The sequence below is a fragment of the Actinomyces sp. SKVG-SVH-4(1) genome (assembly GCF_048514265.1).
In the GTDB taxonomy this organism is placed as follows: domain Bacteria; phylum Actinomycetota; class Actinomycetes; order Actinomycetales; family Actinomycetaceae; genus Actinomyces; species Actinomyces oris.
On the sequence record NZ_JBGEVE010000023.1, the window covers coordinates 1 to 25,971 of the forward strand.

The 25,971-nt window shown below is 71.0% G+C and carries 24 protein-coding genes, 1 tRNA gene and 1 pseudogene; 18 read left to right on the forward strand and 8 right to left on the reverse strand.

Features of this window, described 5'->3' with window-relative positions; translation table 11 throughout:
* Positions 1–146 precede the first annotated feature (146 nt).
* The 3 genes from AB7V09_RS12645 to AB7V09_RS12655 all read right to left on the reverse strand — a co-directional run bounded on the left by AB7V09_RS12645 (position 147) and on the right by AB7V09_RS12655 (position 4,236).
* The gene (locus tag AB7V09_RS12645; protein WP_419143971.1) at positions 147–1,418 is read right to left on the reverse strand and encodes a glycosyltransferase 87 family protein; all 1,272 of its coding nucleotides are present in this window, start codon (positions 1,416–1,418) and stop codon (positions 147–149) included.
* A 147-nt stretch (positions 1,419–1,565) separates the two neighbouring features.
* Positions 1,566–2,819: an MFS transporter gene (locus tag AB7V09_RS12650; RefSeq protein WP_419143972.1), complete on the reverse strand. Its 1,254-nt coding sequence runs from the start codon at positions 2,817–2,819 to the stop codon at positions 1,566–1,568.
* Positions 2,820–2,934: 115 nt separating this feature from the next.
* A complete protein-coding gene (locus tag AB7V09_RS12655) occupies positions 2,935–4,236 on the reverse strand; it encodes a hypothetical protein (RefSeq protein ID WP_419143973.1) in 1,302 nt (433 codons plus the stop codon).
* A gap of 413 nt (positions 4,237–4,649) precedes the next feature.
* Here AB7V09_RS12655 and AB7V09_RS12660 point away from each other — a divergent pair, with 413 nt between their 5' ends.
* The 14 genes from AB7V09_RS12660 (at position 4,650) to AB7V09_RS12725 (ending at position 18,633) form a co-directional block, all read left to right on the forward strand.
* Positions 4,650–5,516 carry a PP2C family protein-serine/threonine phosphatase gene (locus AB7V09_RS12660; RefSeq protein ID WP_009747650.1) on the forward strand — a complete coding sequence of 289 codons (867 nt, stop codon included), beginning with the start codon at positions 4,650–4,652 and terminating at the stop codon, positions 5,514–5,516.
* A complete protein-coding gene (locus AB7V09_RS12665; RefSeq protein ID WP_419143974.1) occupies positions 5,513–6,922 on the forward strand; it encodes a hypothetical protein in 1,410 nt (469 codons plus the stop codon). Before AB7V09_RS12660 ends, AB7V09_RS12665 begins: the two co-directional genes overlap by 4 nt.
* Before the next feature lie 99 nt (positions 6,923–7,021).
* Positions 7,022–7,855, forward strand: coding sequence for a hypothetical protein (locus tag AB7V09_RS12670; RefSeq protein WP_009405622.1), 834 nt, complete (start codon positions 7,022–7,024; stop codon positions 7,853–7,855).
* Between the two features lie 16 nt (positions 7,856–7,871).
* Positions 7,872–8,789, forward strand: a complete 918-nt coding sequence (locus AB7V09_RS12675) for a DUF2993 domain-containing protein (RefSeq protein WP_419143975.1) — start codon at positions 7,872–7,874, stop codon at positions 8,787–8,789.
* A 213-nt stretch (positions 8,790–9,002) separates the two neighbouring features.
* Positions 9,003–10,349 carry an AAA family ATPase gene (locus tag AB7V09_RS12680; protein ID WP_075375658.1) on the forward strand — a complete coding sequence of 449 codons (1,347 nt, stop codon included), beginning with the start codon at positions 9,003–9,005 and terminating at the stop codon, positions 10,347–10,349.
* 23 nt (positions 10,350–10,372) lie between these two features.
* Positions 10,373–11,374 carry a DUF58 domain-containing protein gene (locus tag AB7V09_RS12685; protein ID WP_003787794.1) on the forward strand — a complete coding sequence of 334 codons (1,002 nt, stop codon included), beginning with the start codon at positions 10,373–10,375 and terminating at the stop codon, positions 11,372–11,374.
* Between the two features lie 3 nt (positions 11,375–11,377).
* Positions 11,378–11,899 (forward strand): alpha-amylase, encoded by a 522-nt coding sequence (locus AB7V09_RS12690; RefSeq protein WP_419143976.1) that lies wholly within the window; start codon positions 11,378–11,380, stop codon positions 11,897–11,899.
* Positions 11,893–13,005: a VWA domain-containing protein gene (locus AB7V09_RS12695; protein ID WP_271288835.1), complete on the forward strand. Its 1,113-nt coding sequence runs from the start codon at positions 11,893–11,895 to the stop codon at positions 13,003–13,005. Before AB7V09_RS12690 ends, AB7V09_RS12695 begins: the two co-directional genes overlap by 7 nt.
* Positions 13,002–14,105, forward strand: a complete 1,104-nt coding sequence (locus AB7V09_RS12700; RefSeq protein WP_419143977.1) for a VWA domain-containing protein — start codon at positions 13,002–13,004, stop codon at positions 14,103–14,105. Before AB7V09_RS12695 ends, AB7V09_RS12700 begins: the two co-directional genes overlap by 4 nt.
* Positions 14,105–15,130, forward strand: a complete 1,026-nt coding sequence (locus tag AB7V09_RS12705; protein WP_419143978.1) for a hypothetical protein — start codon at positions 14,105–14,107, stop codon at positions 15,128–15,130. Before AB7V09_RS12700 ends, AB7V09_RS12705 begins: the two co-directional genes overlap by 1 nt.
* The gene (locus AB7V09_RS12710; protein WP_419143979.1) at positions 15,127–15,624 is read left to right on the forward strand and encodes an NUDIX domain-containing protein; all 498 of its coding nucleotides are present in this window, start codon (positions 15,127–15,129) and stop codon (positions 15,622–15,624) included. Before AB7V09_RS12705 ends, AB7V09_RS12710 begins: the two co-directional genes overlap by 4 nt.
* Positions 15,625–15,772: 148 nt before the next feature.
* Positions 15,773–16,465 (forward strand): TetR/AcrR family transcriptional regulator, encoded by a 693-nt coding sequence (locus AB7V09_RS12715; RefSeq protein ID WP_101558898.1) that lies wholly within the window; start codon positions 15,773–15,775, stop codon positions 16,463–16,465.
* 54 nt (positions 16,466–16,519) lie between these two features.
* A complete protein-coding gene (locus AB7V09_RS12720; RefSeq protein ID WP_419143980.1) occupies positions 16,520–17,227 on the forward strand; it encodes a M50 family metallopeptidase in 708 nt (235 codons plus the stop codon).
* A gap of 188 nt (positions 17,228–17,415) precedes the next feature.
* Positions 17,416–18,633 carry a sugar ABC transporter substrate-binding protein gene (locus tag AB7V09_RS12725; RefSeq protein ID WP_419143981.1) on the forward strand — a complete coding sequence of 406 codons (1,218 nt, stop codon included), beginning with the start codon at positions 17,416–17,418 and terminating at the stop codon, positions 18,631–18,633.
* Between the two features lie 231 nt (positions 18,634–18,864).
* Here AB7V09_RS12725 and AB7V09_RS12730 read toward each other — a convergent pair whose 3' ends face one another.
* Together AB7V09_RS12730 and AB7V09_RS12735 are read right to left on the reverse strand one after the other, a co-directional pair.
* Entirely contained in the window at positions 18,865–19,341 is a 477-nt protein-coding gene (locus AB7V09_RS12730; RefSeq protein WP_419143982.1) for an OsmC family protein, read from the reverse strand.
* Positions 19,342–19,713: 372 nt separating this feature from the next.
* Positions 19,714–19,787, reverse strand: a tRNA-Gly gene (locus AB7V09_RS12735).
* A gap of 167 nt (positions 19,788–19,954) precedes the next feature.
* Between AB7V09_RS12735 and AB7V09_RS12740 the strand changes: the two genes are divergently transcribed.
* The 3 genes from AB7V09_RS12740 (at position 19,955) to AB7V09_RS12750 (ending at position 22,311) form a co-directional block, all read left to right on the forward strand.
* Positions 19,955–20,473 (forward strand): TM2 domain-containing protein, encoded by a 519-nt coding sequence (locus tag AB7V09_RS12740; protein ID WP_279014355.1) that lies wholly within the window; start codon positions 19,955–19,957, stop codon positions 20,471–20,473.
* Between the two features lie 78 nt (positions 20,474–20,551).
* Positions 20,552–21,187, forward strand: coding sequence for a dCTP deaminase (dcd, locus tag AB7V09_RS12745; protein WP_009406034.1), 636 nt, complete (start codon positions 20,552–20,554; stop codon positions 21,185–21,187).
* The gene (locus AB7V09_RS12750; RefSeq protein WP_101558892.1) at positions 21,184–22,311 is read left to right on the forward strand and encodes a hypothetical protein; all 1,128 of its coding nucleotides are present in this window, start codon (positions 21,184–21,186) and stop codon (positions 22,309–22,311) included. The genes dcd and AB7V09_RS12750 overlap by 4 nt, the downstream gene beginning before the upstream one ends.
* Before the next feature lie 303 nt (positions 22,312–22,614).
* On the opposite strand, the gene AB7V09_RS12755 is transcribed toward AB7V09_RS12750, so the two are convergent.
* Positions 22,615–23,457, reverse strand: a complete 843-nt coding sequence (locus AB7V09_RS12755; RefSeq protein ID WP_419143983.1) for an exonuclease domain-containing protein — start codon at positions 23,455–23,457, stop codon at positions 22,615–22,617.
* 232 nt (positions 23,458–23,689) lie between these two features.
* Here AB7V09_RS12755 and AB7V09_RS12760 point away from each other — a divergent pair, with 232 nt between their 5' ends.
* Complete coding sequence (locus AB7V09_RS12760; protein WP_419143984.1) at positions 23,690–24,541, forward strand: serine hydrolase domain-containing protein; 852 nt, start codon at positions 23,690–23,692, stop codon at positions 24,539–24,541.
* Positions 24,542–24,593: 52 nt separating this feature from the next.
* Here the strand turns inward: AB7V09_RS12760 and AB7V09_RS12765 are convergent, their stop codons facing one another.
* On the reverse strand, positions 24,594–25,301 hold the full coding sequence (locus AB7V09_RS12765) for a hypothetical protein (RefSeq protein WP_075414016.1): 708 nt from the start codon (positions 25,299–25,301) through the stop codon (positions 24,594–24,596).
* A gap of 284 nt (positions 25,302–25,585) precedes the next feature.
* A pseudogene (locus tag AB7V09_RS12770) lies at positions 25,586–25,971 on the reverse strand (hypothetical protein); the annotation flags it as partial.

Here is a 25,971-nt window from a genome sequence, read left to right on the forward strand (position 1 = left end):
TGCCCCGGGTTCCCGCCTGAGTGAGTGTCTCAGATGTCATGACACCCAAATGTCTCAGAAGTGAGGAGACAGCACAGTACCCTGAACCCTCGACGGCGCGGCATAAGGTACGACCGCGAGCGCCTGTCGGCGCTTCTCAGCGGCTCTCAGTGGTGCAGGGCCTTGAGCCGCCGGCCGCTCGCCCACCACAGGACGGCCCCGCAGCCCAGGGCCCACCAGGTGTAGCTCGAGCCGACGGCCTTGGCCCAGGCGGGCCAGTTCTGCTCCACGTGGTTCTGCTCGGGGAACCACCACTGCATCGCCATGACGAAGACGAGGAACCCGGCGGCGCCGGCCACGCCGAGCGCGGTCGAGCGCCAGCGCCAGGTCGCCGCCGTCACCGACATGAGCACGGGCAGGCACCACACCCAGTGGTGCGACCAGGAGATGGGGGAGATGAGCAGGCCGAGAACCATGACCACGCTGATCTGGAGGGACAGGATCAGGCCGTCGTCCCGCCCGGGACCCCCGGCCGCGCCGCCGGCTCCCCGCAGCCGGTCCAGCCGGCGGCACAGGAACCAGGCCGCCACCACGGCGAGCAGGGAGCACACCGCCCAGGTGAGGTTCCAGGCGGCCTCCGGCAACCCCCGGGCGATCGCGCCCTTGAGGTTCTGATTGCCCGAGTAGTCGGCGAAACCGGCGCGCCCCGGATCCCACATGGCCGAGGTGAAGAACTCCCAGGACTCGGCGGGGGCCGCCAGGGCGGCCAGGAGCGTCAGTCCGACGGCGCTGCCCGCCATAGTGGCCGCCGCCCGCCACTCCCGGCGTGCCAGGAGCACCAGGATCGCGACCGCCGGCGTCAGCTTGATCGCGGCGGCCAGGCCGCTGAGGGCCCCGCGCCAGCGCGAGCACTCGGGAACCAGGAACAGGTCCACGGCCACCAGTGCCATGAGAATAGCGTTGACCTGCGCGTACTCCATGGTCTTGGGGAAGGGCTCCAGGGCGATGACCCCGATGAGCGCCAGCCACGGCGCCAGGCCGCGTGCCATTCTGGGCGCGACGGCCAGCCTCCTGAGAACCGCGTAGGCGGTCACCGCGGCGCACAGCGGCGTGGCCACGATCAGCAGCACGGTGGCCTGCTGGTACGACATCCAGGTCAGGGGCGAGATCACCCAGGCCGCCAGGGGCGTGTAGGTGAAGGGCCACAGGTGCTGGCCCGGGTTGGCGTACCAGCTGTAGAGGTCCCCGCCGTCGAGCCACTGACGGACGGCCTCGTAGTAGACGAAGGAATCCAGCTTGAACAGCCACTGGCCGTGCTCATCCACCAGGGACCAGTAGGCGGGCACCAGCAGGGCCAGCCATCCCAAGGCGGCGACGACGGGCGATGAGGCGATGGCGTGCGCGGCCGCCGCCAGCCGCGGAGGTCGGGCGGCAGGCATCCCGCTCCCACGGCCGGGGTGCCCCGTGGGGCCGGTGCCCGACTGGGAGGGAAGGGGGGCGTGTTGTGGATTTCCTGCGATCGGCATCGTGCTGAGTGTAGAAGAGTCACCAAGAACGCTGGGAACTGAGTCTCCCGCCGAGGACGCTCAGTGACCGCCCAGCGAGCCGCTGGTCCGCGCTCGCCTGAGCGCGGGCAGCCCCAGGACACCAACCACGACGGCGCCCCAGGCGAAGGCGGCCACCGCCAGGTACCCGGCGCGCGAGCCACCGGCGTCGGTGGCCTGCCCCGCCAGCAGGGACCCGATCGAGACCCCGATGTTGAGGGCCGTGCTCACCCAGGCCAGGCCCTCGGTCAGCTGGGAGGGGGCCACCGTCACCTGCACGATGTTGTTGCCGCTGGTCAGGGTGGGGGCGATGGCCAGCCCCGTCAGGAGCGCCAGGACGGACAGCACCACCAGACTCGGTGCGAAACCGAAGGTCGAGGCCCCCACCGCCAGCCCCACCAGTCCGGCCATGAGCTGCTTCCACAGCGGCCACCCCCACGTGCGCGAGCCGTAGAGGAGGGCCGCGCCGAAGGAGCCCACGCCCCACACCGCCAGGACCAGACCCGAGGCCGACTTGTGCCCGGCCTCGGTGGCGAAGGCGACCGCGGCGACGTCGTTGGCCCCGAACAGGGCCCCCAGGATGAGGAAGACGATGGCGATGGACACCATCGCGCCGTAGCGCATCACCGGTGGGTGCGCCGCGGCCTGATCCGACTGCTCGGCGGCCTCAGCGGTGCGCCGCGGCCGAGTCGGGTGCGGCGCGGGCTCAGTGGCGCGCTGGCCGAGGAACCACAGCCCCCCGACCAGCTGCATCACCACACAGCACACCCAGCCCGAGATCACCGGCAGGAACGGCGTCGTGCACAGGGCCGTGGCCAGCACCGGCCCGAGAATGAAGGCCACCTCGTCCAGGGCCGCCTCCAGGGAGAAGGCTGCGTGAACCTCCTCGGGGCGGGTGAGCATCGCCGTCCAGCGCGCCCGCACCAGTGAGCCCATGGAACCGGCCAGCCCACCGGCCAGGGCTGACAGGGCGGCCAGGATCCCCAGGTGCGCGTGCACGGCGGCGGCGCCGGCCAGCCCCACCAGGCTCAAGGACGACACGAGCACCGCGGGCAGCATGACCCGCGACTGGCCGTAGCGGTCGACGCAGCGGGCCAGGATCGGCGCCCCGATGGCCATGGCCACGAAGTTCGCGGCGCTGACCAGGCCCGCGGCCGTGTAGGAGCCGTAGAGCTCCTCGACCGCCAGGATCGTGGAGATCCCCACCATGGACATGGGGAAACGGGCGATGAGCCCGGCGCTCGTGAAGGAGCGGGCGCCGGGGTGAATGAGGATCGTTCGGTAGGAGGTGGCCATATCGGACGTCGTGCGCTGCTGGAAGTTGCGGCTCAGAGGAAGTTCAGAGGAAGTTCAGAGGAATAGGACGGGTCGGAGCCCCGGCGGGCGGGGCTCCGACCTCGGGTGAAACGGATCAGTTGCTGCGGTGGGTGGTGGGGGTCACGCTCTCGCGGCTGAGGATGAAGCCCTGACCGGTGACCTGGCTCCAGCACTGCATGCCGGAGTCTGCCGACTCACAGGCGAAGGTGGAGTTCTTGGCGGCGGAGCCGTAGCTGAGGCTGACGCCCTTGGTGGAGAAGGTGGACCCGCAGCTCTGGCTGGACTTCCCGTCCGTGCCGATCGTGACCGTCAGCGGCTTCGAGGACGGGCAGGAAGCGGTCGAGGCGTGCTCGTTGATGACGCAGGTGAGGTTGTTGTCATTCAGGGTGCAGCTGATGTTGCCGCTGGGGGCGTCGAAGGCGGACAGCTCCTGAGCGTTGGCGGGTGCCGGCGCCTTGAGCGTGGGGGTCGCCGAGGCACTCGGGGTGGCCGAGGCCGAGGGGGAGGCGGACTGGGCGGCCGGGGAGGAGCCGTCTTGAGCCGCGGCCTGGCCGGAGTCGGCCGGGGCCTCGGTGCCCGAGTCGGCGGCCGAGCCCTTGTCACTGCCCCCGGAGAGGTACCAGGTCGCCAGGAAGACCAGGACGGTGGCCACCAGGAGCGCCAGGATGAGCAGGATGCGGTTGGAGGTCAGGAAGGAGGACGGGGCCTCGGAGTCGTCGTCCTCGGTGCCGACGCCGAAGACGCCGTCGTCGCCGGCCACTGCGGGGGCCTGCTGCACGGGAGCCGGAATGACCGGGCTCTGCGCCTGAGAGACGTTCGCGGACTGCTGGAAGGTCTGCTGCAGGGCGGGCTGAACCGGCCGGGCCGGTGACTGGGAGGCCATTGCCTGGGCGGGGTGGGACGTGGGCACCGAGACAGTCGGGTCACCCGCGGCCTGGAAGCCGTCAACCTGCGTGTTCGCGCCGGCAGCGTTGAAGGCGCTCGGTGCGCTCGCGGCGCTCCTCGAGCTGGTGGCGGAGATCGCAGAGGCGCCGGAGACCGCGCTGCCGGGCTGGAGCGAACGGGGCAGGGTCACCTGCGTGGGGGCCTCGGAGGACCTGGCCGACGGGGCGCTGTGCTGGGCGCCGGGGGGCGAGACCACCGCCAGCTGTGGCGATGACTGCGCCGACTGCGCCGACGGCACTGACTGGGGCTGGCTGTTGCGAGAGGCCAGGGCTGCGTCGACCGCGGGGTCACCCAGGGTTCCCAGCCACTCCAGGAGGGCGGGATAGGTGCGTGGGTTGGCGGCGATGTAGGGGCGCAGGCCGGGGTAGTTCTGCGCCAGCTGGTGGAGGGTCTCCAACTCTGCATTGGGATCCTGCGCTCGCGCGACAAGCTCGTCCTTGGCCTGAGACATGCTGGGTCCTTCGAGGGTCGGGAAAACGACGTCGGTCCAGGTTGTGACCGGCACCTGGGGCCGTCGCGGGTCGGGTGTCGGGCCGCCCGTGATACCGAGTCAGGGAACGCAGTACCACCTCGGCGGCATTGGGGTCGGTCAGCCGGCCACGTTGGAAGACTACCTGAGGACACCGTGAATCCGACTGCCTGACGGGTCACGGCCGCAGCCCGTCAGTGTCCGACGACGGCGGATCGTCGCCGATGGCGGCGGTGAGGCAGGCCCGTTCGGCGGGTGCAGCGGGAGCCGGCGCCGCCGGCCTCCGACCGGGTGTGGGCTCCCACATGGTGGAATCAGGGCGGTGGCGCGGTGGTTCCGGACGGGGTGCTGGGGTTTACTAGGGGAGTGCACGCGACGCAAGTGAAAGGGAGCCGATGACCGAGCACGTTCGTGCTGATGCCGATGCCATCGTGATCCGCGGTGAGGACGGCATCAGGGCCTCGGAGGTCGTTGTCGGTGCGGCCACTGACGTGGGGCGCCTGCGGACGATCAACGAGGACGGCTACCTCGCCATCGCTCCGGCCTTCGTCGTCGTCGACGGCATGGGCGGGCACGCCGCCGGCCGCATGGCCACACAGGTGGCCCTCGACTCCCTGTACTCATTGGCCGGGGCGACCATCACTGACATCGACACGGTGGTTCGCGCGGTGGTGGCCGCGCAGGAGGCGATCATCGCCATTCCGTCCCACGCCGCCTACCTGCCCGGCGCGACGATCGCCGGCGTCATCCTGACCTGGATTCCGGACGAGCAGGGGGTGACGCGTCCCACCTGGGTCATCTTCAACATCGGGGACGCCCGGGTCTACCTGCTGCGCGGTGACATGCTCTCCCAGGTCACCCGCGACCACTCCCGGGTCCAGATTCTCATCGAGACCGGCGAGCTCACCCCCGAGCAGGCGCGCCGCGACTCCCGCCGCAACATCGTCACCCGGGCGCTGGGCGGTGGCATCGCCGACTCCGGCGTCCCGGACCTCTACAGCGTTCCGGTGGCCGCCGGGGACCGACTCCTCATCTGCTCCGACGGACTCAGTGACGAGCTCGACGACGAGGCCATCGCCACCGTGCTGGCGGCCGGGTGCACGGCGCAGCGCACGGCCGAGCTCCTCGTGGCCGCCTCCCTGGAGGGCGGGGGGCATGACAACACCACCGCCGTCGTCGTCGACGCCCTCCAGGTGCCGGATCTTCCGCCGACGGCGCACCCGTCCCGCCCCGGTGGCGCGAGCAGTCAGGGGGCGCAGTGACGATCTCCCCGGTTCCCTCCCCATCCCTGCCACGCGAGCGGATTCCGCTGCCCGAGGGGCTGACGCGCCTGTCGGACGGTGCTCTGCGGGTCGACGGCGTTGACGGGACCGCCGTCATCAACCCGGCTGCCGGCTCGCAGGCCGGCGGCGTCTCCGTGGAGACGGGCCTGCGGGTCTTGCAGGCCCTGGGTGGCACCTACCTGCCGACGGTGGGGCCGGCGGCCCCCGCGGCCCCCGCGGCCCTGAGCGAGCCCTCCCCCCAGGACGCCGCGCCCTCGCGGGCCGCAGCGCTGCGGCGCTCGGACCTGCGGTCCATGGCGCCGGAGCCCAGCGGGATCGTCCCGGCCGAGCCCAGTGACGAGACCACGCTGCTCAGACCGATCACCCCGATCTCCCCGATCTCCGGCTCGCCCCAGGAGGCTGCCCCGGAGCCGGAGCTGGAGCAGGAGCCGGCGCCCCTGGAGGTGCCTTCTCCCGCCGCGGCCGATTCTCCTACCCAGGTCGCTTCCCCCGCCCAGGCCCCTTCCTCCGCCGAGGCTGCGACTCCTGCCGCATCCGACAGCTCCACGGACTCGGCTCCCGAGCTGCTGGAGACGGGCGTCTGGGAGGACCCCGACGACCCCGTCGAGCCGCCGCAGCAGCTCTCGCAGACCACTGAGGCCGCTGCAGAGGGCCTGGAGACCGGTGATGTGAGCCCGTTCCCGGACTACCCCGAGCCGGAGCCCGGCTCGGGGCGTCGGCGCCGCGGCGCCCACCGGGCCCCCACCGCCCCCTCGGCGAGCTCGGGCGGCAGCCCGACGGCCAACACCCCCACGGCGCCGGACAACTCCAAGAGCAAGCAGCCCCAGCCCGTTCGGGAGCCCCAGCCCTTGGAGGCCCTGCCCAACACGGAAGTCGTCTCCGCCTCCGAGGCGGCGCTGATCGCGGCGCCCCCCGTGCGGGCCTCGATCTGCCCCCAGGGGCACCCCAATCCTCCCGAGCTCCGGGAGTGCCTGATCTGCGCCCAGCCCCTGACGGGAGTGTTCTCCTACGTGCGCCGGCCGGCTCTGGCCACGCTGACCCTGTCGACCGGCGCCGCCGTCGAGGTCGCCGGCGACGTCGTCATCGGACGCGCCCCCCAGGTGCAGGCCGGGGGTGATCCGCACATCGTGGCCCTGGTCCCGGTGGCCAGCCCGCAGCACATGGTCTCGCGCTCCCACCTCATGCTCACGACCTCGGGGTGGAGCGTCCTGGCTCAGGACCTGGGCTCGTCCAACGGCACCGTCCTGGCTCGCCCCGGTGCGACGCCGGTCCTGCTGGGATCGGGAATGCCGACGCCGGTCTTCATGGGGGACCTCATGGATGTTGGTGACGGAGTGACGCTCCGTATCGATCCGCCGTCGTGGCTGAGGCCTCGTAGTGGCTGAGGTCACTGTCCGAGTGGTTGTGCTTGGCCGGTGCGGTTCCGGCATCTCAGCGAGACTGGACCCGGCCGATCATGAGCCGGGACCGTGGAAGGAGAATTCATGAGCGACCTGACGTGGACGGAGATGCCGGAGGTCGATCCTGAGCAGCCCGACGAGCTCGTCCTGGACTTCTCCGGAGAGATTCACCGGGTCGCTCCGGCCGACACCTTCGTCATCGGCCGAGGCGGAGACCTCGATATCGACGACAACCCCTACCTCCACCGCCGTTTCCTGGTCTTCGCCCACTCTGAGAACCTCTGGTGGATCGCCAACGAGGGCTCGCGGTTGTCGGCCACCCTGACCGACGGCGAGGGGCTGGTCCAGTCCCGGCTGGCCCCGGGCGCCCGTATGCCGCTGGTCTTCCCACGGGTCATCCTCACCTTCTCCGCAGGCCCCACCACCTACGAGATCAACCTCATCACCTCCGGGGAGGACCGTTTCTCCGGGATCGACGGCGTGCGCCAGTCCTCCGGCCAGACCACCATCGGGGTGACTCCGATGACCCGCTCCCAGCTGCTGCTCGTCCTGGCGCTGTCCGAGCCGGTGCTCAAACGGGCCGGGACCGGGGCCGCCGAGATCCCCTCCTCCGCGGCGGCCGCGGCGCGCCTGGGCTGGCCGCTGACCAAGTTCAACCGCAAGCTCGACAACGTCTGCGAGAAGCTCGACCGGGTGGGGGTGCGCGGGCTGCGCGGCGGCCGGGTGGCCGGAGCCGCCTCCAACCGGCGTACCGCCCTGGTGGAGCACGCCGTGTCCACTCTCATGGTCACCGCCGAGGACCTCTACATGCTTGACGAGGAGTGGGCCGCCAACCAGGCCCCCGCCGACCAGACGGCCGAGCGCTCAGTGAGCACCGCCCCGGTGGCCCAGAGCTCGCCGTCGGCGCCGAGGCGATGACGTGACGCGAGGAGCGATGAGTCACCACAGTGACGCGGACTCGCCTCGGGCGCGCGAGGACGTGACCCAGGAGGAGCTCTCCGATCGGGCCCTCCTCGATGAGGTCCTGGCGGACGATCCCGAGGAGGACGACCTCTCGCAGGAGGAGTTCTTCGAGGATGACCTTCCCCGCCCTGCCGGCCGACGTCGCGCTCGACGGTGGGTGGCGGTCCTGGTGGTGCTCGTCGTCATCCTGAGCGCCGGGGCTGTCGGGGCGGAGTACCTCGTGCGCGGGCAGGTCGACTCCGCCGTGCGCTCGGCCCTGCCGGGGCTCAGCCCGGACGCCCGGATCGCCACCAGGGGAATCGTTCTGAGTCAGGTCGTCGGCGGCTCACTGGACAGTCTGAGCGTGGACTCCCCGAGCCTGACGATCACCTCCAAGGGGCAGAGCAACGCCTCGGTCACGCTCAGCGACGTCGACGTCGATCTGAGCCACATCAGCCTGCACAAGCCCTATCAGACCGACACGGTGGCGGCGTCGGGCACCGTCAGCTGGCAGCAGGTGGCCACGCTCGCCGCCGCATCGCACCCCAAGCTCAAGGGCATCACCCTTCAGGCCAAGCGCACCGGGACGAGCGCCCAGGATCCGGGGGTCATCCAGGCCTCGATGTCCGTGCTCGGTCTGCGTGGTGAGGCCGAGATCGCCCCGTCGCTGGGTGCCGACGGCAGCCTGATCCTGACCATCACTTCCACCCGGGTGAGCGGGAACACCCTCGGCGTCGACGTCGGCACGGGGCAGGACAGCATGCTCAGCTATGTCGGGCTGGACTCCCCGCAGATCACGATCCCCGCGAAGTCCCTGCCGTCGGGGCTGCGTCCGACCAGCGCCATCGTCACCAATGACGGGCTCCGGCTGAGCCTGGCCGGGAGCCGGGTGAACCTCGGCCAGCTCTGATCCCGGGGCGGCCACCCCGTGACGACTCGTCTCACATTTCCTTCAAAGTGGCGTGAATCCGGTGAAAAGTGGAGGCCTACCGGCGCTGTGGGGAGGACTTCCCCGTCGCTCGCGCCACAGGTGGCCCCGGCTCGTATAGCCTGCCAATGCGTCGCCTATCCAGGCGCGAGCACGTGGCGCGAGGAATCAAGCCAGAACTGAGCGAGGAGAACCATGAGCATGCAGCCCGAGCACCGCGCCCAACCCGGCAGTCAGCCGGGTGGCTGGGGCAGTGGCCAGCAGTACGGTCAGTCGAGCGGCCAGCCGGCCGGGCAGCCGGCGGCCCGAGCGGCCGGTCAGCCCGTCGGTTCCTCCGCCGGGCAGGGGACTGCGGCCTCGGCGCAGCAGCCGCCCTCGGTCCCTCCTCAGATCGACCCGCAGACCGCCGGGGCCGGCTCCGTGCCGACCGCGTCATCCAGGATGACGGTTCCCGGCTACCCCTCCGGGCCGGCGGCGCCGGCCGAGGAGAAGGTCGACACCGGCCCCCTGCCCTCCCGTGAGACGCTGCGCCGCGAGGCCCGGGCCGCCTCCAGCCGTCGAGGCGCCGGGGATGCCGACGTGGAGCGCGCCGGCGAGCTGCTCAAGTCCGTGGCCAACATCTTCTCCCAGCGCGTCGTCGGTCAGGAGCAGCTGCGCAGGGCCCTGGTGACCGCTCTCATGTCCAGTGGGCACATCCTGCTGGAGTCGGTGCCGGGCCTGGCCAAGACCACCGCCGCCCAGACGCTGGCCTCGGCGGTCTCCGGCTCCTTCCGGCGTATCCAGTGCACGCCCGACCTCATGCCCAACGACATCGTGGGCACCCAGATCCTCAACTCCTCCACCGGCGAGATGACCACCCAGCTGGGGCCGGTCCACGCCAACATCGTCCTGCTCGACGAGATCAACCGCTCCAGCGCCAAGACCCAGTCGGCCATGCTCGAGGCCATGCAGGAGCGCCAGACCTCCATCGGCGGCGTCGTCTACCCCCTGCCCCACCCCTTCATGGTCCTGGCCACCCAGAACCCCATTGAGGAGGAGGGCACCTACGTCCTGCCCGAGGCGCAGATGGACCGCTTCCTCATGAAGGAGGTGCTCACCTACCCGCGGCCCTCCGAGGAGGCCGACGTCCTGGACCGCATCTCCAACGGGACCTTCGACCAGCCCGTGACCGGTCGGCCCATCTCCACCGACGACGTCGAGTGGCTGCAGCGGGCCGCCGAGCGGGTCTACGTCGATCCCGTCATCAAGCAGTACATCGTCGCCCTCATCAACACCTCCCGCGGCGGAGGACCGCGGCCCGTGCCCGGCCTGGACCGCCAGGTGCGCGTGGGGGCCTCCCCCCGTGGAGGCATCGCGCTCATGAAGGTGGCCCAGGCCGTCGCCCTCCAGGAGGGGCGCACCTACGTCATCCCCGACGACGTCCGCCTGCTGCGTCACGGGGTGCTGCGCCACCGGCTGGTGCTCACCTATGACGCCCTGGCCGACGGAGTCGCGCCCGAGGCGATCATCGACGCCATCTTCGCGGCCGTCCCCACGCCCTGAGCCCGGTGGGGACCAGCACAGCGATGAGCACGGAGGTACACGGCGCTCCCGGGGCGCCCGAGTCCGATTCCGGCGAGGGCCGGCGCGGTTCGCGGATCGAGCGTCTGCGCGCGGCTCTGAGCCTGCCGACCCTGCGCCGCGCCACGGGGCTGCTCGACGGGCGCCACAAGTCGGTGTTCGTCGGACGCGGGCAGGACTTCGACGACATGTCCTTCTACCGGCCCGGCGACGACATCTCCGACATCGACTGGAAGTCCTCGGCCCGCCTGGGGCAGCCGGTCATCAAGCGCTACCAGCGCGAGTCCATGATGCCCATGGTGCTGGCCGTGGACACGGGCCGGACCATGGCGGCGATGACCCCCTCGGGCGAGGACAAGCGCGACCTGGCCCTGGGAGTGGCGGAGGTCTTCGCCTACCTGGCCCGGATGCGGGGGGACTCGGTGGCGCTCGTGGCCGGCGACGCCGGCCGGATGATCTCGCGCCCGGCCCGTTCCGGGGCCAAGCACGTGGAGACCCTGCTGGCGCTGCTGGCCCGCACCTACGAGGACCTCGACGCTCCCGTTGAGGGGGCGCCCGGCGTCTTCGAGCTGGCCCCCGGGGCCCCTCCCTCTAGCCTGCCGCGCCTCATGGAGCGGGTGAGCACCTGGCACCGCCGCCGCAGCCTGGTCATCCTCATCACCGACACCGCCCACCCCGGCCCCGACGCCGCGACCTGGCTGCGGCGCCTGTCGATCCAGCACGAGATGATCGTCGTCCAGATCGAGGACGACGACCCGCTGCGCCCGGACGGCGGCCGCGGGCGGGACATCGACCTGCCCTTCGAGATCCCCGCCTTCCTGCGCGCGGACTCCTACCTGGCCGCTCAGGCGGCCGTGGTGCGCGAGCAGTGGCGCACCAGCGTCGAGCAGGTGCTCGACGCCCGGCACCTGGAGTACGGCGTCGTCTCCTCCGAGGAGACGCTCATCGACTCCATCGCCGAGCTCCTCCAGCGTGAGCGCGCCGCCGTGGCCAGAGGGAGGCGGTGACCCATGCAGATCATGCCCCCGGTCCTCATGCCGATTTGGATGGTCATCGTCATGGTCGTCGGCCTCCTGCTGGTGACCGCCTGGCTGCTGCGGACCTTCCTGGTGACCCGCCGCGACATCTCCCAGGAGGTCGGAGACATCCCCATGGCGCCCCGTGAGCGCCGCCAGTGGGGTGAGCGTCTCGATGAGATCTCCCAGCGCTGGGACACCGGTGATCTGGACCTGCGCGAGCTGCACCTGGAGCTGGCCGCGCTGCTGCGCGGCTTCGCCGAGGCCCGCAGCGGGGAGGAGATCACCACCGCCACGGTCTCGGAGATCCTCGACATGGCCGCGACCGCCGGGCCGAGCTCGGTGGAGGAGCGCCGGCGCAGCGTGCGCGCAGCGGGCCGTCCCCTGGACATCAACCCGCTGGGGCACGTCGGAGAGCTGCTGGCCGTGTGGGAGCAGCCCTCCTTCGACCGTGAGCCGCAGGCCGCCGCGCAGGAGGCCCTTACCCACGCCAGGGAGGTGGTCACCCGATGGTGATGCTCTGGTTGTTCATTGTTCTTGTCGTCATCGCCGCCGCGGCGATCATCGCGGTGTTCATCATCGACCGCCGCTCCGGCCTGGGCCCCTCCACCGGGGCGCCCAAGCGCTCCGGGCTGTCCTGGAGCCGGCGGGGGAGCGAGCAGGTCGTCGAGCTGCCCCGCCGTCTGGCCAACTCGGCGAGCCTGTTCCAGCTGCCGGCGGTGCGCAAGCGCATCCGGGCTCAGCGCTGGCTGCACGCGCTCCTGGCGGTCCTGCTGGTCTCGGGCCTGGTGAGCGCCGCCGCCATCGCCGGTCGACCCGTGCGCGTCACCGAGCGCTCCGACGCCCTGGCCAACCGAGACATCGTCCTGTGCCTGGACGTGTCGACGTCGATGGTCAGGATCGACTCCTCGGTCCTGACGACCTTCTCCGAGATCCTGGAGGACTTCGACGGCGAGCGGGTGGGGATCGTGGCCTGGAACTCGGCCGCGCAGACCATCGTGCCGCTCACGGACGACTACGAGCTGCTGCGTGACCAGCTCAGCGAGCTGGGCGACGTGCTGGACATCGACCCGGAGAACGTCACCTACAAGCAGCAGCTCGCCTACCAGGAGGCCTTCGGCGGCACGGTGAACACCAGCATCAACGGCTCCTCCCTGGCCGGCGACGGGCTCGCCTCCTGCGCCCAGGCCTTCGACAACCAGGGCCTGGAGCGCTCCCGCTCCATCATCCTGGCCACCGACAACCAGGTCATCGACCCCGACAACGAGCAGATCTACCCCCTGCCCGACGCCGCCAAGCTCCTGGCCGAGCGCAAGATCCGCCTGTTCTCCATCTACGGCGCCGACGAGGACCAGCCCTACCAGGACCTGCTCGACAAGACTCCCGAGGAGTCCCGCGAGGAGCTCAAGACCGTCACCGAGGAGCAGGGCAAGGGGCGCTTCTACGACGTCGAGGACTCCGGCACCGGGGGCCAGATCGTCAAGGAGCTGGAGAAGACCGAGGTCTCCGCGCTCGGGGGCCGCAAGCAGACCCGTCGCACCGACGTCCCCCAGCGGCTCGTCATCACGCTCTCACTGGTGCTTCTGGGCTACCTGGGACTGACCACCTGGAGGCGAGCATGAAGCCGGTTCCGATCATCGGGGACTTCGCGTTCATCCCAGTCACCTGGTGGATCCTCGTCCTGCTCGTGGCGGCCGCCCTAACGGGGCTGCTCATCGTGGCCCGACGCCGCCTGGTCCGTGACGATGCCGAGCCGGCCGCCCGCCGGGCCTGGTGGAGGCGCCTGGCCATCGTCGTCGTCATCGTGCTGGCGCTGGCGGGGCCGGCGATCCGCGGCAGCGAGGCCATCAGCGTCTCCAACGTGGAGATCTACATGGTGGTGGACCGCACCGGATCCATGGCCGCGGAGGACTACCAGGGCAAGGGGCCCGACGGCGTCGACCAGTCGGCCTCCACCAGGCTCGACGGCGTGCGCGCCGACATGCGGGCCATCCGCGAGGCCTTCCCGGACTCGCGCTTCTCCATCATCGCCCTGGACAACGCCGCGGCCAGGGAGCTGCCGCTGACTCACGACACCAACGCCGTCGATGCCTGGATCGGCTCCTTCAAGCAGGAGGTCTCAAGCCACGCCACCGGCTCCTCGCTGGAGGTGGCGCTCCCGGTGCTGGGGCAGACGCTGGCGCAGTCCCGCCAGTCCGAGCCCAAGGACATCCGCCTCGTCTACATCTTCTCCGACGGCGAGGCCACCGACGAGGGCCGCGGCGCTCAGACGGCCGACAACGCCGGCATCTCCTGGCAGTCCCTGGCCGGTCTCGTCGACGGCGGAGCAGTGCTGGGCTACGGCTCGACCGAGGGCGGCAAGATGCGCAGCTACGACGGCTCGCCGTCCACCGGCGAGCACACCCAGTCCGACTACATCACCGACGGCCAGGGCGGGCAGCCCGGGGTGTCGAAGATCGACGCCGAGGAGCTCCAGAAGGTGGCCAAGGACCTGGGGCTGCCCTACTACCACCGCACCGGCGGCTCGGGTGATGACCCGACGAGCAAGTTCACCAACCTCGACATCGAGGCCGTCACCTCCGACGGGCGGGCCAAGACCAACGCCCGGGTGTACCTGACCTGGCCACTGGGACTCATCGCCTTCGGTCTGCTGCTGTGGGAGATCCTCGACCTCATGCGAGCCGACCGTCGCCTGCGTCTTCTCATGGGAAGGGGACGATGATGACGACAGGACACATTCCCGGCGAGGTCCCCGGGCAGGGTGACGGCGAGACGCAGCCCGGTGCTGCCGACGGTGCACAGAATGCCCCGGGTGCGCCAGGGGCAGCCGCTGCCCCCTCGGAGCAGGAGGTCGACTACCTGCAGAACGCGGACCCGAAGGACGACGCCTCGTCCCCGGCCCCCGAGGACCCCAGGCGGCGCGAGGCCCGCCTCAAGCGGCGTCGTCGACTCCTGGCGATCGGCGGGGTGCCCGCGGCTCTGGTCACCATCACCTCCCTGTGGCTCGGCTCGATCTTCCTCATCTCCCTGGCCGGAAACCGCGCCGCGGCAGCGGGCCACTACGACACGGCCCTGTCGCGCTACCGCACGGTCGCCAGGATCAATCCGTGGCTGGAGCAGTGGCGCGTCCACTTCAACCTGGGCACCGGTCAGCTCGCCGCGAAGGATCCGACCTCCGCGGTGACGACCCTCAACCAGGCTCTCAGCGAGGCGCCCAAGGCCAAGGTCGACCCGGAGACCAAGGTGAAGGAGGCCGGCTCCCCGGAGTGCATGGTGCGCACCAACCTGTACGTCGCCCACCTCACCCTGGCGGCCCAGGCCCAGGAGAGCGGGAGCTCCACGGCGGTCACTGAGCACATCGAGGCGGCCAAGAAGGCGGCCGATGCCTGCGAGGTGCCGCCCCCGCCCGAGCAGAATCCCTCCCCGAGCCCGAACCCCTCGGCCACGCCCAGCAGCGATCCGAGCTCGAACCCCTCCTCTCAGCCCAGCAGCGACCCGAGCTCGAACCCCTCGGCCACGCCCAGCAGTGACCCGAGCTCGAGCGCCTCCTCCCAGCCCAGCAACGACCCGAGCGCGAGCCCGTCGTCGTCGAGCTCGCCGGGTGAGACCTCCTCCAGCACCCCGAGCACCAAGCCGACCCCGACCCCGGTCGATGACCGGGCCAAGCGCCTGCGGGACCGCAACAACGGCAGCCCGGGAACCACTGAGGAGTCCGGTGGCGGCGAAGGAGGGGGAAAGCCCTGGTGAGCGACTCCGATACGGGGCGGGCCTCCCGCCTCGTCGTGGCGGCCGCGGTCCTGGACGACCTGGAGCATCCGACCACCCTGCTGTGCGCGGCCCGTTCCTACCCGCCGGAGCACGCCGGCCAGTTCGAGCTGCCCGGGGGCAAGGTCGAACCCGCCGAGCGCCCCGAGCAGGCCCTGGCCCGCGAGCTGGACGAGGAGATCGGTCTGGGTGTTCGCCTGGGGCCCGAGCTCATCGTCCCCCGACAGCTGGCGGTTGCGGCGCCACCGAACAGCGGTCCCGGCGACGACGTCCCGGCCTGGCCGGCCATGCACGGCTTCAGGATGCGGGTGTGGCTGGCCGAGCCCGCCCACCTCGGGGAGCGGGGCAGGGCCGGAGGCGACCACCAACGCCTGGAGTGGGTGCGCCTCGATCCGCCGGATCAGCTGCGCCGGCTACCGTGGCTGGAGGCGGACCTGCCGATCATCGACGCGCTCGTGGACGCCCTGAGACGCTGATGGTCCCCGGGGCGCCGACGGCGGGGCGCAGGCGGGCGGCCCTCCCCGGGGCCGCGGGCCCGAGGACGTCAGCAGTCCCACGGCTCCGGCCCGTCCCAGTTTCTGACACTTCTATCGTCCGCGTCATCTCGTAAGTTAGGGTTGCCTCATGCCGAAGATTCTGGGTTCCTCACTGGCCGAGCATCGAGAGCGTACGCGCACCGCCCTGTTCCAGGCGCTGTCCGAGCTCATGAGCCAGCGCAGCTTCGACAAGATCACCCTGTCCGACGTCGCCAACCACGCGGGCGTGGGGCGCACGGCCGTCTACAACCACTTCGCGGACAAGGAGGACCTCCTCCTGGCCTTCATGGAGCACGAGGCCGGCCGCTACGCCGAGGAGCTCTCCCGGGCGCTGGCCGGCACCCAGGACCCGATCGACCGCCTGCGCATCTACGTGCGCCAGCAGGCCCTCATCGCCCGGCACTTCCACTTCCCGACCTCGGGGCCCCTGTCCGGAGCCGTCTCGCGCGGGACCGCCGGCCGCCTCAAGGCCCACGGGGCCCTCGTGGCCCAGATGCTCTCCTCGATCCTCACCGACGCCATGGACCAGGGGCTCATCCCCGCCCAGGAGCCCGAGCAGGTCATCCCCCTCATCCACGCCACCGTCATGGGCGGGCGCCCGACCCCCTCGGATCCGGAGCAGCGGCGGGCCTACCTGGAGAGCCTGGACGCCTTCGTGCTGCGGGCGGTGGGGGCCCGCCAGCCCGCCCACGCGGTGCCGACCATTGCCCAGCCCCGCGCCACCGAGCCCCTGGAGGGAGCCGAGGCCCCCGGTTCGCTTCGTCACAGCGCGGTCGGCTGACAGCGTGAGCCACGGCCTGCCGTGCACGCGGGCGGGCCTGGCAGACTTCCGCTCGTGAACTTGAGCTGGACTGACACCTGGAACGACCTGCTGGCCCGCGCCTCGAGCGTCGTCGGCCTGGATCCCGGCGTGCTGTGGCCGGCGCTGGCGATCCTCCTCATCGTCCTGGCCTGGGCCCCGGCCCGCCGCTGGGGGCGCACCCTGGTGACGATCGTCCACGAGGCCGGGCACGCCGCCGTCGGCCTCATGGTAGGACGGCGCTTCCTCGGATTCGTGGTGAGCCGGGACCTGTCCGGGCACGCCGTCACCGCCGGCAAGCCCACCGGCCCCGGCCGGGTGGCCACCTCCTGGGCCGGCTACCCCGCCCCCGCCGTCCTCGGCGCCGTCGTCGTGCTCCTGGCCCTCAAGGGCTGGGCGAGCGCGGTCCTGCTGCTGGGTCTGGTCCTCCTGGCGGTCCTGCTGGTCATGTCCCGCTCCGTGCGCACGGTCCTGCTGGTCCTGCTCGTGGCCGCTTTGACCGGGGCCCTGTGGTGGTGGGGCGGGCAGTGGCGCGACGGCGTCGTCGCCGGGACCGGGCTGGCCCTGCTGGTGGGGGCCTGGGACTCCCTGCGCGACGTCGCCGCCTCGCGCGACCCGAGCCAGGACCACCGCACTCTGGCCCATCTGACCCGGGTTCCCGCCGGGGTGTGGCTGGGCAGCTGGTTCCTCGTGGATGCGGTGGCCACCGGCGTCGTCGTGCTGGCCCTGCGCGATCTCCTGTGAGGTGAGGGCGGCGGGCTCGAGTCCGAGCCCGCCGCCCACATGGCCTACGCTTCCTCCTGGCGACGCGGGGCCCGCAGTGCCCTCCCGCCGTCCCCGCCCGACGTCGCTCATCGCGAGCCCACAGGCGCCGTCGCGGCCCCGGGCTCATCCCGCTCCCGGGCACTCCGGGATTCCCTCAAGGAGAACACATGATGCTCACCCGCAGGACGTTCGCCCTGACCTCTCTGGGGCTGGCCGCCGCGGCCACCCTCGCCGCCTGCTCGTCGAAGTCGAAGGACGAGGCCACCGAGGAGGGCAAGATGGCGCTCATCGTCCCCGACGCGGGCGAGGCCGCCGCGGAGGCGCTGTCCAAGGCGGTGGAGGCATTCACCAAGGAGACCAAGGTGGAGGTGGACGTCAAGCCCGTCTCCGACGTCTCCCAGGAGCTGGCTCGCGGGATCACGGCCGAGCCGAGCATCGACGTCGTCGTCCTCGACCCGGCCCAGCTGTCCAGCTACGCCGGTGCCCTGCACTCCTGGGACAAGGGGGCGGCCGCCGTCAAGGACGCGAACCCCGCGCTGCTGACCAGTGCCACCCGGCAGGAGAAGATCGCCGCGGCGCCTCGAGACGTCTCCACGCTCGCCCTGTACGTCAACACCTCGCTGTGGTCGGCCGCGGGCCTGAGCGACTCGGACTACCCGACCACCTGGGAGCAGCTCGACCAGGTGGCCGCCAAGCTCACCTCCAGCGGGGTCGTCGGCCTGACCCTCGATGCCTCCTACACGCGCGTGGGCGCCTTCCTCGTCCAGGGCGGTGGGGGACTGACCAGCGCCGACGGCACGAAGGCCACAGCCTCCTCGGAGGGCTCGGTGGCGGGCCTGACCCAGGTCAAGACGCTCCTGTCCTCCGGGTCGGCCGGCTGGGGCGCCGACCTGCCCGCCGGATCCGCCGCCGACGCCTTCGGCCAGGGGCAGGCCGCCATGGTGATCGAGACCGAGGCCCTGACCAAGACCCTGGCGGACACCTACTCGGGCATCTCCTACAAGGTGGTCGAGCTGCCGGCCGGCAGCGGCGGCAAGGGGACCCTGCAGTTCCCCACCTTCTACGGAGTCGTGGAGGCCTCCAAGCACAAGGCCGACGCCATCAAGCTCGTGGAGTACCTCACCGCTGCCGAGCGGCAGGTGGCCCTGGCCGGTGCGGCGGGCACGGTCCCCGCAGGCAAGTCCGCCGGCGAGACCTGGAAGGGCAAGCACGCCGACCAGGTGGCCTTCCTGGCCGGCGTCGAGTACTCCCAGCCCGTGCCCGCCGCCTCCGGCACCTCGGACGTCATCGCCACCTTCGACAACGAGCTGCCCGGGCTGGCCGGAGGCGACCCGGCCGGCATCCTGGGCAGCGCCCAGGTGAACCTGCAGGCCGTCCTGTCCTGACCCTGGCGGGGCCACTCCGCGTGGCCGGGGACTTTCTCTTCCGGGCGGGGACATGTTGCGCGTGCGGGGACGGGAATCCTGTCCCCGACGGCGTCGACTGTCCCCGTTCGGAAGGACACGCACCCGGCCGTACAGAAATGTCCCCGAACGTGCGGCCCTGTCCCGACGGCGTCGGCCGACGCTGCCCCGAAAGGCGCAGGTGAAGAACAGCGAGGCGAAGGGCCTCGTCTCCTAGTGCTCGGTCATGATGATGACTTCGTGGTGAACCGGGAAGCTCACCGATCGAGCAATGAAGCAGTACTCGGCGGCGCGGTCGTGCAGCGTGGCGGCACTCTCAGGATCATTGCCGGGAGCAATGGTCACTGTGGGGCGAAGGGTGACTGACGTGAACTCCCCGGTACCGCCCGGGTGCTCGGCCATGATGCCGGTAGGGGTATCCGAGTAGCCGGTGACGGTGACGCCCGCGTCTGCCGCGAAGTGGAGGTACCACAGCATGTGGCACTGTGAGAGCGAGGCGAGCAGGAGCTGTTCCGGGTTCCATCTGCGAGCGTCCCCTCGGAATGCTGGATCCGCCGATCCGTGGATCACCGGCAGGTCGGCGGTGATTCCCCGGACATCGTGGTCGCGCGAGTAGTCGCGGTATCCGGATGTGCCCGTACCCAGGTTGCCGGTCCACTCCACGCGCACCGAATACTCATGATCTGGCATGCAGAAAGTCTAGGGATGAGCCGGTTTGCCGTCCACGGGGTGGCGAGTTAGTGGGGAGGCCGTGTCAAGGGGGTGGTGTCCTCCGGCGGGGCCACCCCGCGCGGCCGGGGACATTCTCTTCCGGGCGGGGACATGTTGCGCGTGCGGGGACGGGAATCCTGTCCCCGACGGCGTCGACTGTCCCCGTTCGGACGGACACGCACCTGGCCGTACAGAAATGTCCCCGACCGTGCGGCCCTGGAACGTGCGGCCCTGTCCCGACGGCGTCGAATGCCCCCGGCCCCACAGGCTGCCACCCCGAGTCCACCTCAGGCGCCGAGCCTGGCCGCGCAACAACGAGGGCCCGAACCGTGATGGTCCGGGCCCTCGGGCTGGAGCGGGTGACGGGAATCGAACCCGCGCTGTCAGCTTGGGAAGCTGAAGTTCTACCATTGAACTACACCCGCGTGGCACCAGTGGACGTGCGTCCCAGGTGCGTGCGGAAGTCTAACCCAGACTCCGGCCGTCTACGCAAATCGGCCTGCGCAGGGGCCTCGCGAACCGCGTCGGCGACGCCTTCACCCACTACACTCGCCAACGGATTCCCTGACGTCTTCATAGGTGTGATGAGCGCATGACCGATCCCTCCAACCCTCACGAGCCCACTGATCCGACTGGGCTCACGGCGAGCCCTTGGCCGGACGTGCCGGCGCTGCCCGCGGGGCCCGCCCCCACGGACTACCCGTCAGGTGGGTACCCGCCCTACGGCGGCCCCTACGCTCCCGGCGCCCAGCCGGGGTATGACCCGCAAGGCGCTTACGGGCCCCAGCCCGGATACAACGCGCCCCCTGGCTACAGTGCTCCTCCCGGCTATGGCCCCGTTCCCGCTTACGGTCCTCCCGGTTACCCGAGCAAGTCCAAGGTGGCCGCAGGCATCCTGGCGCTGTTCCTCGGCACCCTCGGGATCCACAACTTCTACCTGGGCTACACGGGCAAGGCTCTCTTCCAGCTCCTGGGCACGCTCTTGAGCTGCGGGATCCTGGCTCTTCCGATCGCCATCTGGGCCTTCATCGAGGGCATCCTCATCCTGGTGGCCCGCCCCGGCGAGGCGCCGTGGGGTGTTGACGCCTCCGGCGTGCCGCTGAGCAGCTGAGGTGCGCTCCGGGCCTCCCGGATCCCCGGGGCCGGAATCCGTGTGACGCCTCCGGGTGGACCTGGCACAATCGGGCCCGTGCTGCTCTCAGACCGCGATATCCGCACCGAGCTCGACGCCGGACGGGTCGTCCTCGACCCCTACGACCCCGAGATGATTCAGCCGGCCTCCATCGATGTGCGCCTGGACCGCTGGTTCCGTCTCTTCGACAACCACCGCTACCCGGTCATCGACCCGGCCGCCGACCAGGAGGGGCTGACCCACCTCGTCGACGTCGGGGCCGACGAGCCCTTCGTCCTGCACCCCGGGGAGTTCGTCCTGGGCGCCACCTACGAGCGCATCACCCTGCCCGACGACGTCGCCGCCCGTCTGGAGGGCAAGTCGAGCCTGGGGCGCCTGGGGCTGCTGACCCACTCCACCGCCGGATTCATCGACCCCGGCTTCACCGGGCACGTCACCCTGGAACTGTCCAACACGGCCACCATGCCCATCAAGCTCTGGCCGGGGATGAAGGTGGGGCAGCTGTGCTTCTTCCGCCTGTCCAGCCCGGCCCAGGCCCCCTACGGCTCGGGCGCCACCGGCTCGCGCTACCAGGGCCAGCGCGGACCGACGGCCTCCCGCTCCCACCAGTCCTTCCACCGCACCCGCATCCCCGACACCCCGGCGGCCCCCGCCGACGGCGCCGCTCCCATCTCCCAGGAGAAGCACCTATGAGCGACTCGACCGACTTCGCCGTCTCCCTGCCCACCGACACCGGCACCTTCACCGCCGCCTCCATGCTGCCGGTCGGGCTGCTGGACACCAACCACGTCCTGCTCCTGGCTGATGACGTCGCCCCCGACGAGGTTGAGGCCCTGGCCCTGTCCCAGGACATCCAGTCCGGCTGGGTGGGGGTCTCCAGCCTCCAGCTCTTTCCCGGGGTCTCCCTGCTGGGGCCCTGGAAGGTCGACGCCGAGATGCGCCGCCTCCTGGGTGCGCCGGAGTGGACCACACAGCTGATGATCCTGGACTGCCCCCGTATCCGTGCTGGCGCCCTGCCGGCCGAGCTCGCCGGCCTGGACCCGCTCTCCGACGCCTTCCCCCACGCCCAGCCCACGGGGGCCGAGCTGGTGGCCCTCACCCGCCTGCGCGCCATCGCCCGACGCCTGGCCGGGGCCCTGCGGCTCATTCCGGGAGGGGACAACGAGGACCCGGTGTTGGTCGAGCCCAGCCCGGAGGTCTCGGCCTCCCTGACCGTCTACGCCCCGGTGTGGCTCGGCCCGGAGGACCTGGTGGCCGTCCTGCAGCCCGTGGCCCCCGAGGTGAGCGCCGCGCTGGAGGCTGTTCAGCCGCGGGGCGCCGTCGGGCTGGACGCCATCGACCCCGAGCAGCTGGAGAGCCTCGTCGAGCGCATCGGCCCGGACGTCTTCGAGAAGGCCTGGCGCGGCTCGGAGAAGGTCCGCCAGGACACGATGCGCCAGGAGATCGTCGCCGCCGCCACCGGCAATGTCATTGAGGAGGTGCGTGACGGCTACGCGGTCGTCACCCCGGTCGACCCCGAGCACGAGGGCTGGGGGCGCATCGAGGTGCGTGCCGGCGCCACCGACGGGCTGCCCCTGGCGGTGCGCGGCGAGCCGTGGGCGCGCGGGGCGGTCCTGTCCTACGACCTGCGCTGGATCCCGCAGGACCAGGCCGACGCCTACGCCGAAGTGGTCTCCCGCTCCCGGCGCCGCGAGCGGCAGACCGCCCGGGACCTGGTCGAGGAGCTCGCCACCGTCCTGGTGACCGCCGTCTCCGGGGTGGCCGTGGACGACGACGGGTTCCTCGTCTCCCTGGGCGAGGACGCCGCGGAGGCCTGAGCTGCCTCGCCAGGAGGCGTGGGGCGCTGCGCGGTCCCTTGAGGGCGCCGTCGTCGTGACCTACTGCGCGAGGGCGGGTGCCAGTCGATGAGGCGTGGGGCGCCCCGAACCGTGGGGCTGCGCCCTTGCGGACAGCCCCGGGGCGGGACGCCCCGTGCGATGTGGAGCAGCCGGCCGGGGCGTGGTCGGCTCAATCGGGGACTGCGTTTCCCGCCCAGAACGTACTTCTCCTCCAGACGACTGAGGCCGTACCCCAGTCGTCTGGAGGAGAACGCAGTCCTCGTGGGAGAAGTAAGTCCCCGATCAGGAACGGAGCGGCGACACCCGGCCCGGTGGCCCTGATCCAGGGCGGGTCGGTCCCGAGGACTCGGGCTCGGGACGGGCTCGCTCAGCGCCGGGCGTGGTGCGCGCCGTGAGACGCTCGATGCCGTTCCTCGCCTTTGCCTCGTCCCAGTGCCAGCCGGTGAACCGGCGAGCCTCAACGAGCGAGCGGGCCCAGGCCACCGGCTCCTCGCCCCGCTGAGCCCCCACCGCCAGGTAGTGGCGCAGCAGGCCGGCAGCGGCCAGGGCGTCGTCGAGCGCGTTGTGGTGGCGGCCGATCTCCACCCCGGCCACCTCGCAGCAGGTGGTCAGTCGGCGCGATGGCGTCGTCATGAAATGGCGCGCCCACTCCATCGTGCACACCCGCGGCACCCGCGCGCCCCGGTCGAGCAGCCCCCGCGTCCCCAGCGCCTGGGTGAGGAATCCGACGTCGAAGCGGGCGTTGTGGGCCACCACCGCCCGCCCGGCCAGGTCGGCCACCAGCAGGTCGGCGACCTCATCGAAGCCGGGCGCCCCGATGAGCTCCTCGGCGACAAGACCGTGGATGTGAGTGGGGCCCACGTCCACGCCCACGCCGGGGTCGATGAGCGTGGACCAACTGCGCTCGACGTGCCCGGCGGCGTCGGTGAGCACGAGCGCGACCTCCAGGATCGAGTCCGTCGTGGGGGACAGGCCGGTGGTCTCCAGGTCGACGACGGCGTAGCCGACCCCGGTTGCCTCGGCCAGCTCTGCGGGTGTGGGAGTGGCGGCCGCCTGGCCGGGGGCCATGGGGGAGTGGGGGCGCAGCGGGCCGCGGTCGGCGGGTGGGCGGTGGTAGAAGGGCATCGCCCCGATCCTCTCGCGAGCCGGCAGGTTTCGCCCACTCACGGCGCGCCGGGTCGTGGCCGGAGTGCTCCGGGCCGGCTGTGGGCCGATCCGGGTGGCTCCGGGCGGCCGGCTCTCGCGGCGGTGCCCTACGGTTCGCAGACGGAGGTGGGGGTCGGCCGCCGGGCGTAAGGTACGGTCGCGAGGGCTCTCGGCCGGCCGCGTCGAGTGCCGATCCAGGTGAGGAGGAGCGATGACCAACCCGGATACCCCTCAGGTGCCGGCCCCTGCCCTGCCGGCGCTGGCCGCCTTCCCCTTCCCGACCGCCCTCGTCGTGACCGGCAGCTCCGCCGCCGGTGAGGGCGTGCTCCTCGAGGCTGGAGATGTCGATGAGGTCTTCCCCTTCGCCTCGGTGACCAAGCCGATCGTCGCCTGGGCGGCCCTGGTCGCCGTCGATCGGGGACTGCTGGATCTGCAGGCCCCCGCCGGCTCGCCCGCACCCGACGGTGCGACCATCGAGAACCTGCTGTCCCACTCCTCGGGGATCGCGATCGACTCCGACGAGCGCCTGGCGGCCCCGGGCACGCGCCGCATCTACTCCAACCGCGGCATCGAGATCCTGGGAGAGCGCCTCGAGGAGGCCACGGGCACGCCCCTGGAGACCTGGGTGGAGACCACCGTGCTCGAGCCCCTGGGGATGGCCAGTGTCCTCATCCCCGGATCCCCCGCCCACTCCGGGGAGGGCAGCGCCCGTGACCTGTCCCTGTTCGCCCGCGAGCTGGCCGCGCCCAGGCTCGTCTCGCCCGCGCTCGCGCAGCGCGCCCGCACGCCGGTCCTGCCCGGCCTCGACGGCGTCCTACCCGGGTACGGACGACAGACCCCCAACCCCTTCGGGCTGGGGGTGGAGGTGCGCGGAGCCAAGTCCCCGCACTGGACCGGGGCCGGTAACAGCGAGCAGACCTTTGGGCACTTCGGCCAGTCGGGCTCCTTCATCTGGGTGGATCCGGTCGCCGAGCGCCAGGCCGTCTTCCTGGGGGCCCGGCCCTTCGGGGCGGTTCACCGGCAGACATGGTCCGAGCTCGGCGACCAGATCCTAGCCTTGTAGGCCTTGTCGTCCTTGTCGGCAGGCGCGCCGGTGACGGCGGCCTGCCGACCTGTCACTCGGCCTTGACGTTGAGGATGACGCCGATAGTGCTGTCATCGATCTGCGGCATCTCCTGCTTCTGGTCGAGAGCCTTGAAGGTGATCTTCAGGGCGTTGACGTTCGCGGCCTTGACCTCGAAGGCGTGGGCGTCGTTGAAGGGGACGTCGACTGTCTCGATCTCCTTGCCGTCGGCGAAGATCGCGACCCTCACGATGAGGTCTGAGCTCTGGGAGTCATTGGCCTGGCCGGCGGTGAAGGTGACCTTCTGGAACTTGTTGGCCAGGCGCAGCTCGATCTCGTCGTCGTTCTGCCAGTCGAGCTTGGTGCCGATGCCCATGGTGTTGGTGATGGAGGCGACGTCGTAGCGCTTCTCCTGCCAGCCACTCGTCACCGGCGGCTTCTGGAAGTCGGAGAGCCTGAGCTCGCGTCCCTTGCTGTTCTCGGGGGTGAGCCCGTTGGTGGTGGCCTCAGCCGAGGCGGAGGGGTCCTCCGAGGCGGTGGCTGACGCCATATCGGTGGCACTGTCGGTGGCGGAGGCCGATGCGGACGGAGATGGAGTGGGAGAGGGGGTGGATGAAGGGGCGGCGGCGCTCGTCTCTGTGGTGGGGGATGCGTCCTGGGAGGCGAAGGGCAGGCTGCCGCAGGCGGCCAGGGACAGGGCGGTGATGGGAAGAAGGGCGGCGGCGATTCGACGCGCGGGGGAGAGTTTCGAGTGGCTCATGGCGCGAGAATAGCGGCGCCGAGATATGGGCTTCGGTGTGATGTCAAAAACCGATATGGGAAGAGTGCGGGCACAGCATATTTCGGCCGCTCGAGCGAATACTATTGATGAGAGGCGGCCATACGGAGAGAATCTAGGAGAAACTGTATCTGCGGGCGAATACTTATGTTCTCTTGAGGTCGCTTCTCGGGGGTTCCTCTCCGGGGTGGGGAGGCGCCTCGTTGGGCCTTTGGTCTCAGGTGCCTGGATCGTCCGGCCGCGCTGTTCGGTTGGTGAACGTATGGTCAGTTCTGCTTGATGGGGAGAGTGGCGTTCTCAAGGTCACGGACTGAGGCGGTCAGCCTGTCGGTGCTCACCTGCACCTCCGCCCTGCAGACGATCCGGTGGTCTCTGGTCTGTCGGGTCACTCGAATACTGTGGTCGACGGGGCGTCCGGAGAAGTCCTCGTACTTCTTGCCGCAGTCGACCTCCTCGGGTGCGTCGTAGAACTCCTCTGAGGCATGCTCGGCGTCGCAGGAGGTCGCCTGCCCTTGGCGTGTGAAGCACCGGCGCAGCTCGCCGCCGTCCTTGTATCCGTTGTGGTCGTTGTCGGACCTGACTCGTGACACTTTGGTGGGGTCTGGGTTTTGAGGTGGGTTTTTCGTTGGTATTCCGTGGTGTTGGGGGTGTG

What these genes read in the sequence shown, in the direction of transcription:
- AB7V09_RS12725 (WP_419143981.1), top strand. Translation starts at nt 17,416, where the DNA reads ATGATGCTCACCCGCAGGACGTTCGCCCTGACCTCTCTGGGGCTGGCC.
- AB7V09_RS12715 (WP_101558898.1), top strand. Translation starts at nt 15,773, where the DNA reads ATGCCGAAGATTCTGGGTTCCTCACTGGCCGAGCATCGAGAGCGTACG.
- AB7V09_RS12705 (WP_419143978.1), top strand. Translation starts at nt 14,105, where the DNA reads ATGACGACAGGACACATTCCCGGCGAGGTCCCCGGGCAGGGTGACGGC.
- AB7V09_RS12695 (WP_271288835.1), top strand. Translation starts at nt 11,893, where the DNA reads ATGGTGATGCTCTGGTTGTTCATTGTTCTTGTCGTCATCGCCGCCGCG.
- AB7V09_RS12670 (WP_009405622.1), top strand. Translation starts at nt 7,022, where the DNA reads ATGAGCGACCTGACGTGGACGGAGATGCCGGAGGTCGATCCTGAGCAG.
- AB7V09_RS12690 (WP_419143976.1), top strand. Translation starts at nt 11,378, where the DNA reads ATGCAGATCATGCCCCCGGTCCTCATGCCGATTTGGATGGTCATCGTC.
- AB7V09_RS12675 (WP_419143975.1), top strand. Translation starts at nt 7,872, where the DNA reads ATGAGTCACCACAGTGACGCGGACTCGCCTCGGGCGCGCGAGGACGTG.
- AB7V09_RS12700 (WP_419143977.1), top strand. Translation starts at nt 13,002, where the DNA reads ATGAAGCCGGTTCCGATCATCGGGGACTTCGCGTTCATCCCAGTCACC.
- AB7V09_RS12650 (WP_419143972.1), bottom strand. Translation starts at nt 2,819, where the DNA reads ATGGCCACCTCCTACCGAACGATCCTCATTCACCCCGGCGCCCGCTCC.
- AB7V09_RS12660 (WP_009747650.1), top strand. Translation starts at nt 4,650, where the DNA reads ATGACCGAGCACGTTCGTGCTGATGCCGATGCCATCGTGATCCGCGGT.
- AB7V09_RS12730 (WP_419143982.1), bottom strand. Translation starts at nt 19,341, where the DNA reads ATGCCAGATCATGAGTATTCGGTGCGCGTGGAGTGGACCGGCAACCTG.
- AB7V09_RS12680 (WP_075375658.1), top strand. Translation starts at nt 9,003, where the DNA reads ATGAGCATGCAGCCCGAGCACCGCGCCCAACCCGGCAGTCAGCCGGGT.
- AB7V09_RS12750 (WP_101558892.1), top strand. Translation starts at nt 21,184, where the DNA reads ATGAGCGACTCGACCGACTTCGCCGTCTCCCTGCCCACCGACACCGGC.
- AB7V09_RS12645 (WP_419143971.1), bottom strand. Translation starts at nt 1,418, where the DNA reads ATGCCTGCCGCCCGACCTCCGCGGCTGGCGGCGGCCGCGCACGCCATC.
- AB7V09_RS12765 (WP_075414016.1), bottom strand. Translation starts at nt 25,301, where the DNA reads ATGAGCCACTCGAAACTCTCCCCCGCGCGTCGAATCGCCGCCGCCCTT.
- AB7V09_RS12655 (WP_419143973.1), bottom strand. Translation starts at nt 4,236, where the DNA reads ATGTCTCAGGCCAAGGACGAGCTTGTCGCGCGAGCGCAGGATCCCAAT.
- AB7V09_RS12740 (WP_279014355.1), top strand. Translation starts at nt 19,955, where the DNA reads ATGACCGATCCCTCCAACCCTCACGAGCCCACTGATCCGACTGGGCTC.
- AB7V09_RS12760 (WP_419143984.1), top strand. Translation starts at nt 23,690, where the DNA reads ATGACCAACCCGGATACCCCTCAGGTGCCGGCCCCTGCCCTGCCGGCG.
- AB7V09_RS12755 (WP_419143983.1), bottom strand. Translation starts at nt 23,457, where the DNA reads ATGCCCTTCTACCACCGCCCACCCGCCGACCGCGGCCCGCTGCGCCCC.
- AB7V09_RS12685 (WP_003787794.1), top strand. Translation starts at nt 10,373, where the DNA reads ATGAGCACGGAGGTACACGGCGCTCCCGGGGCGCCCGAGTCCGATTCC.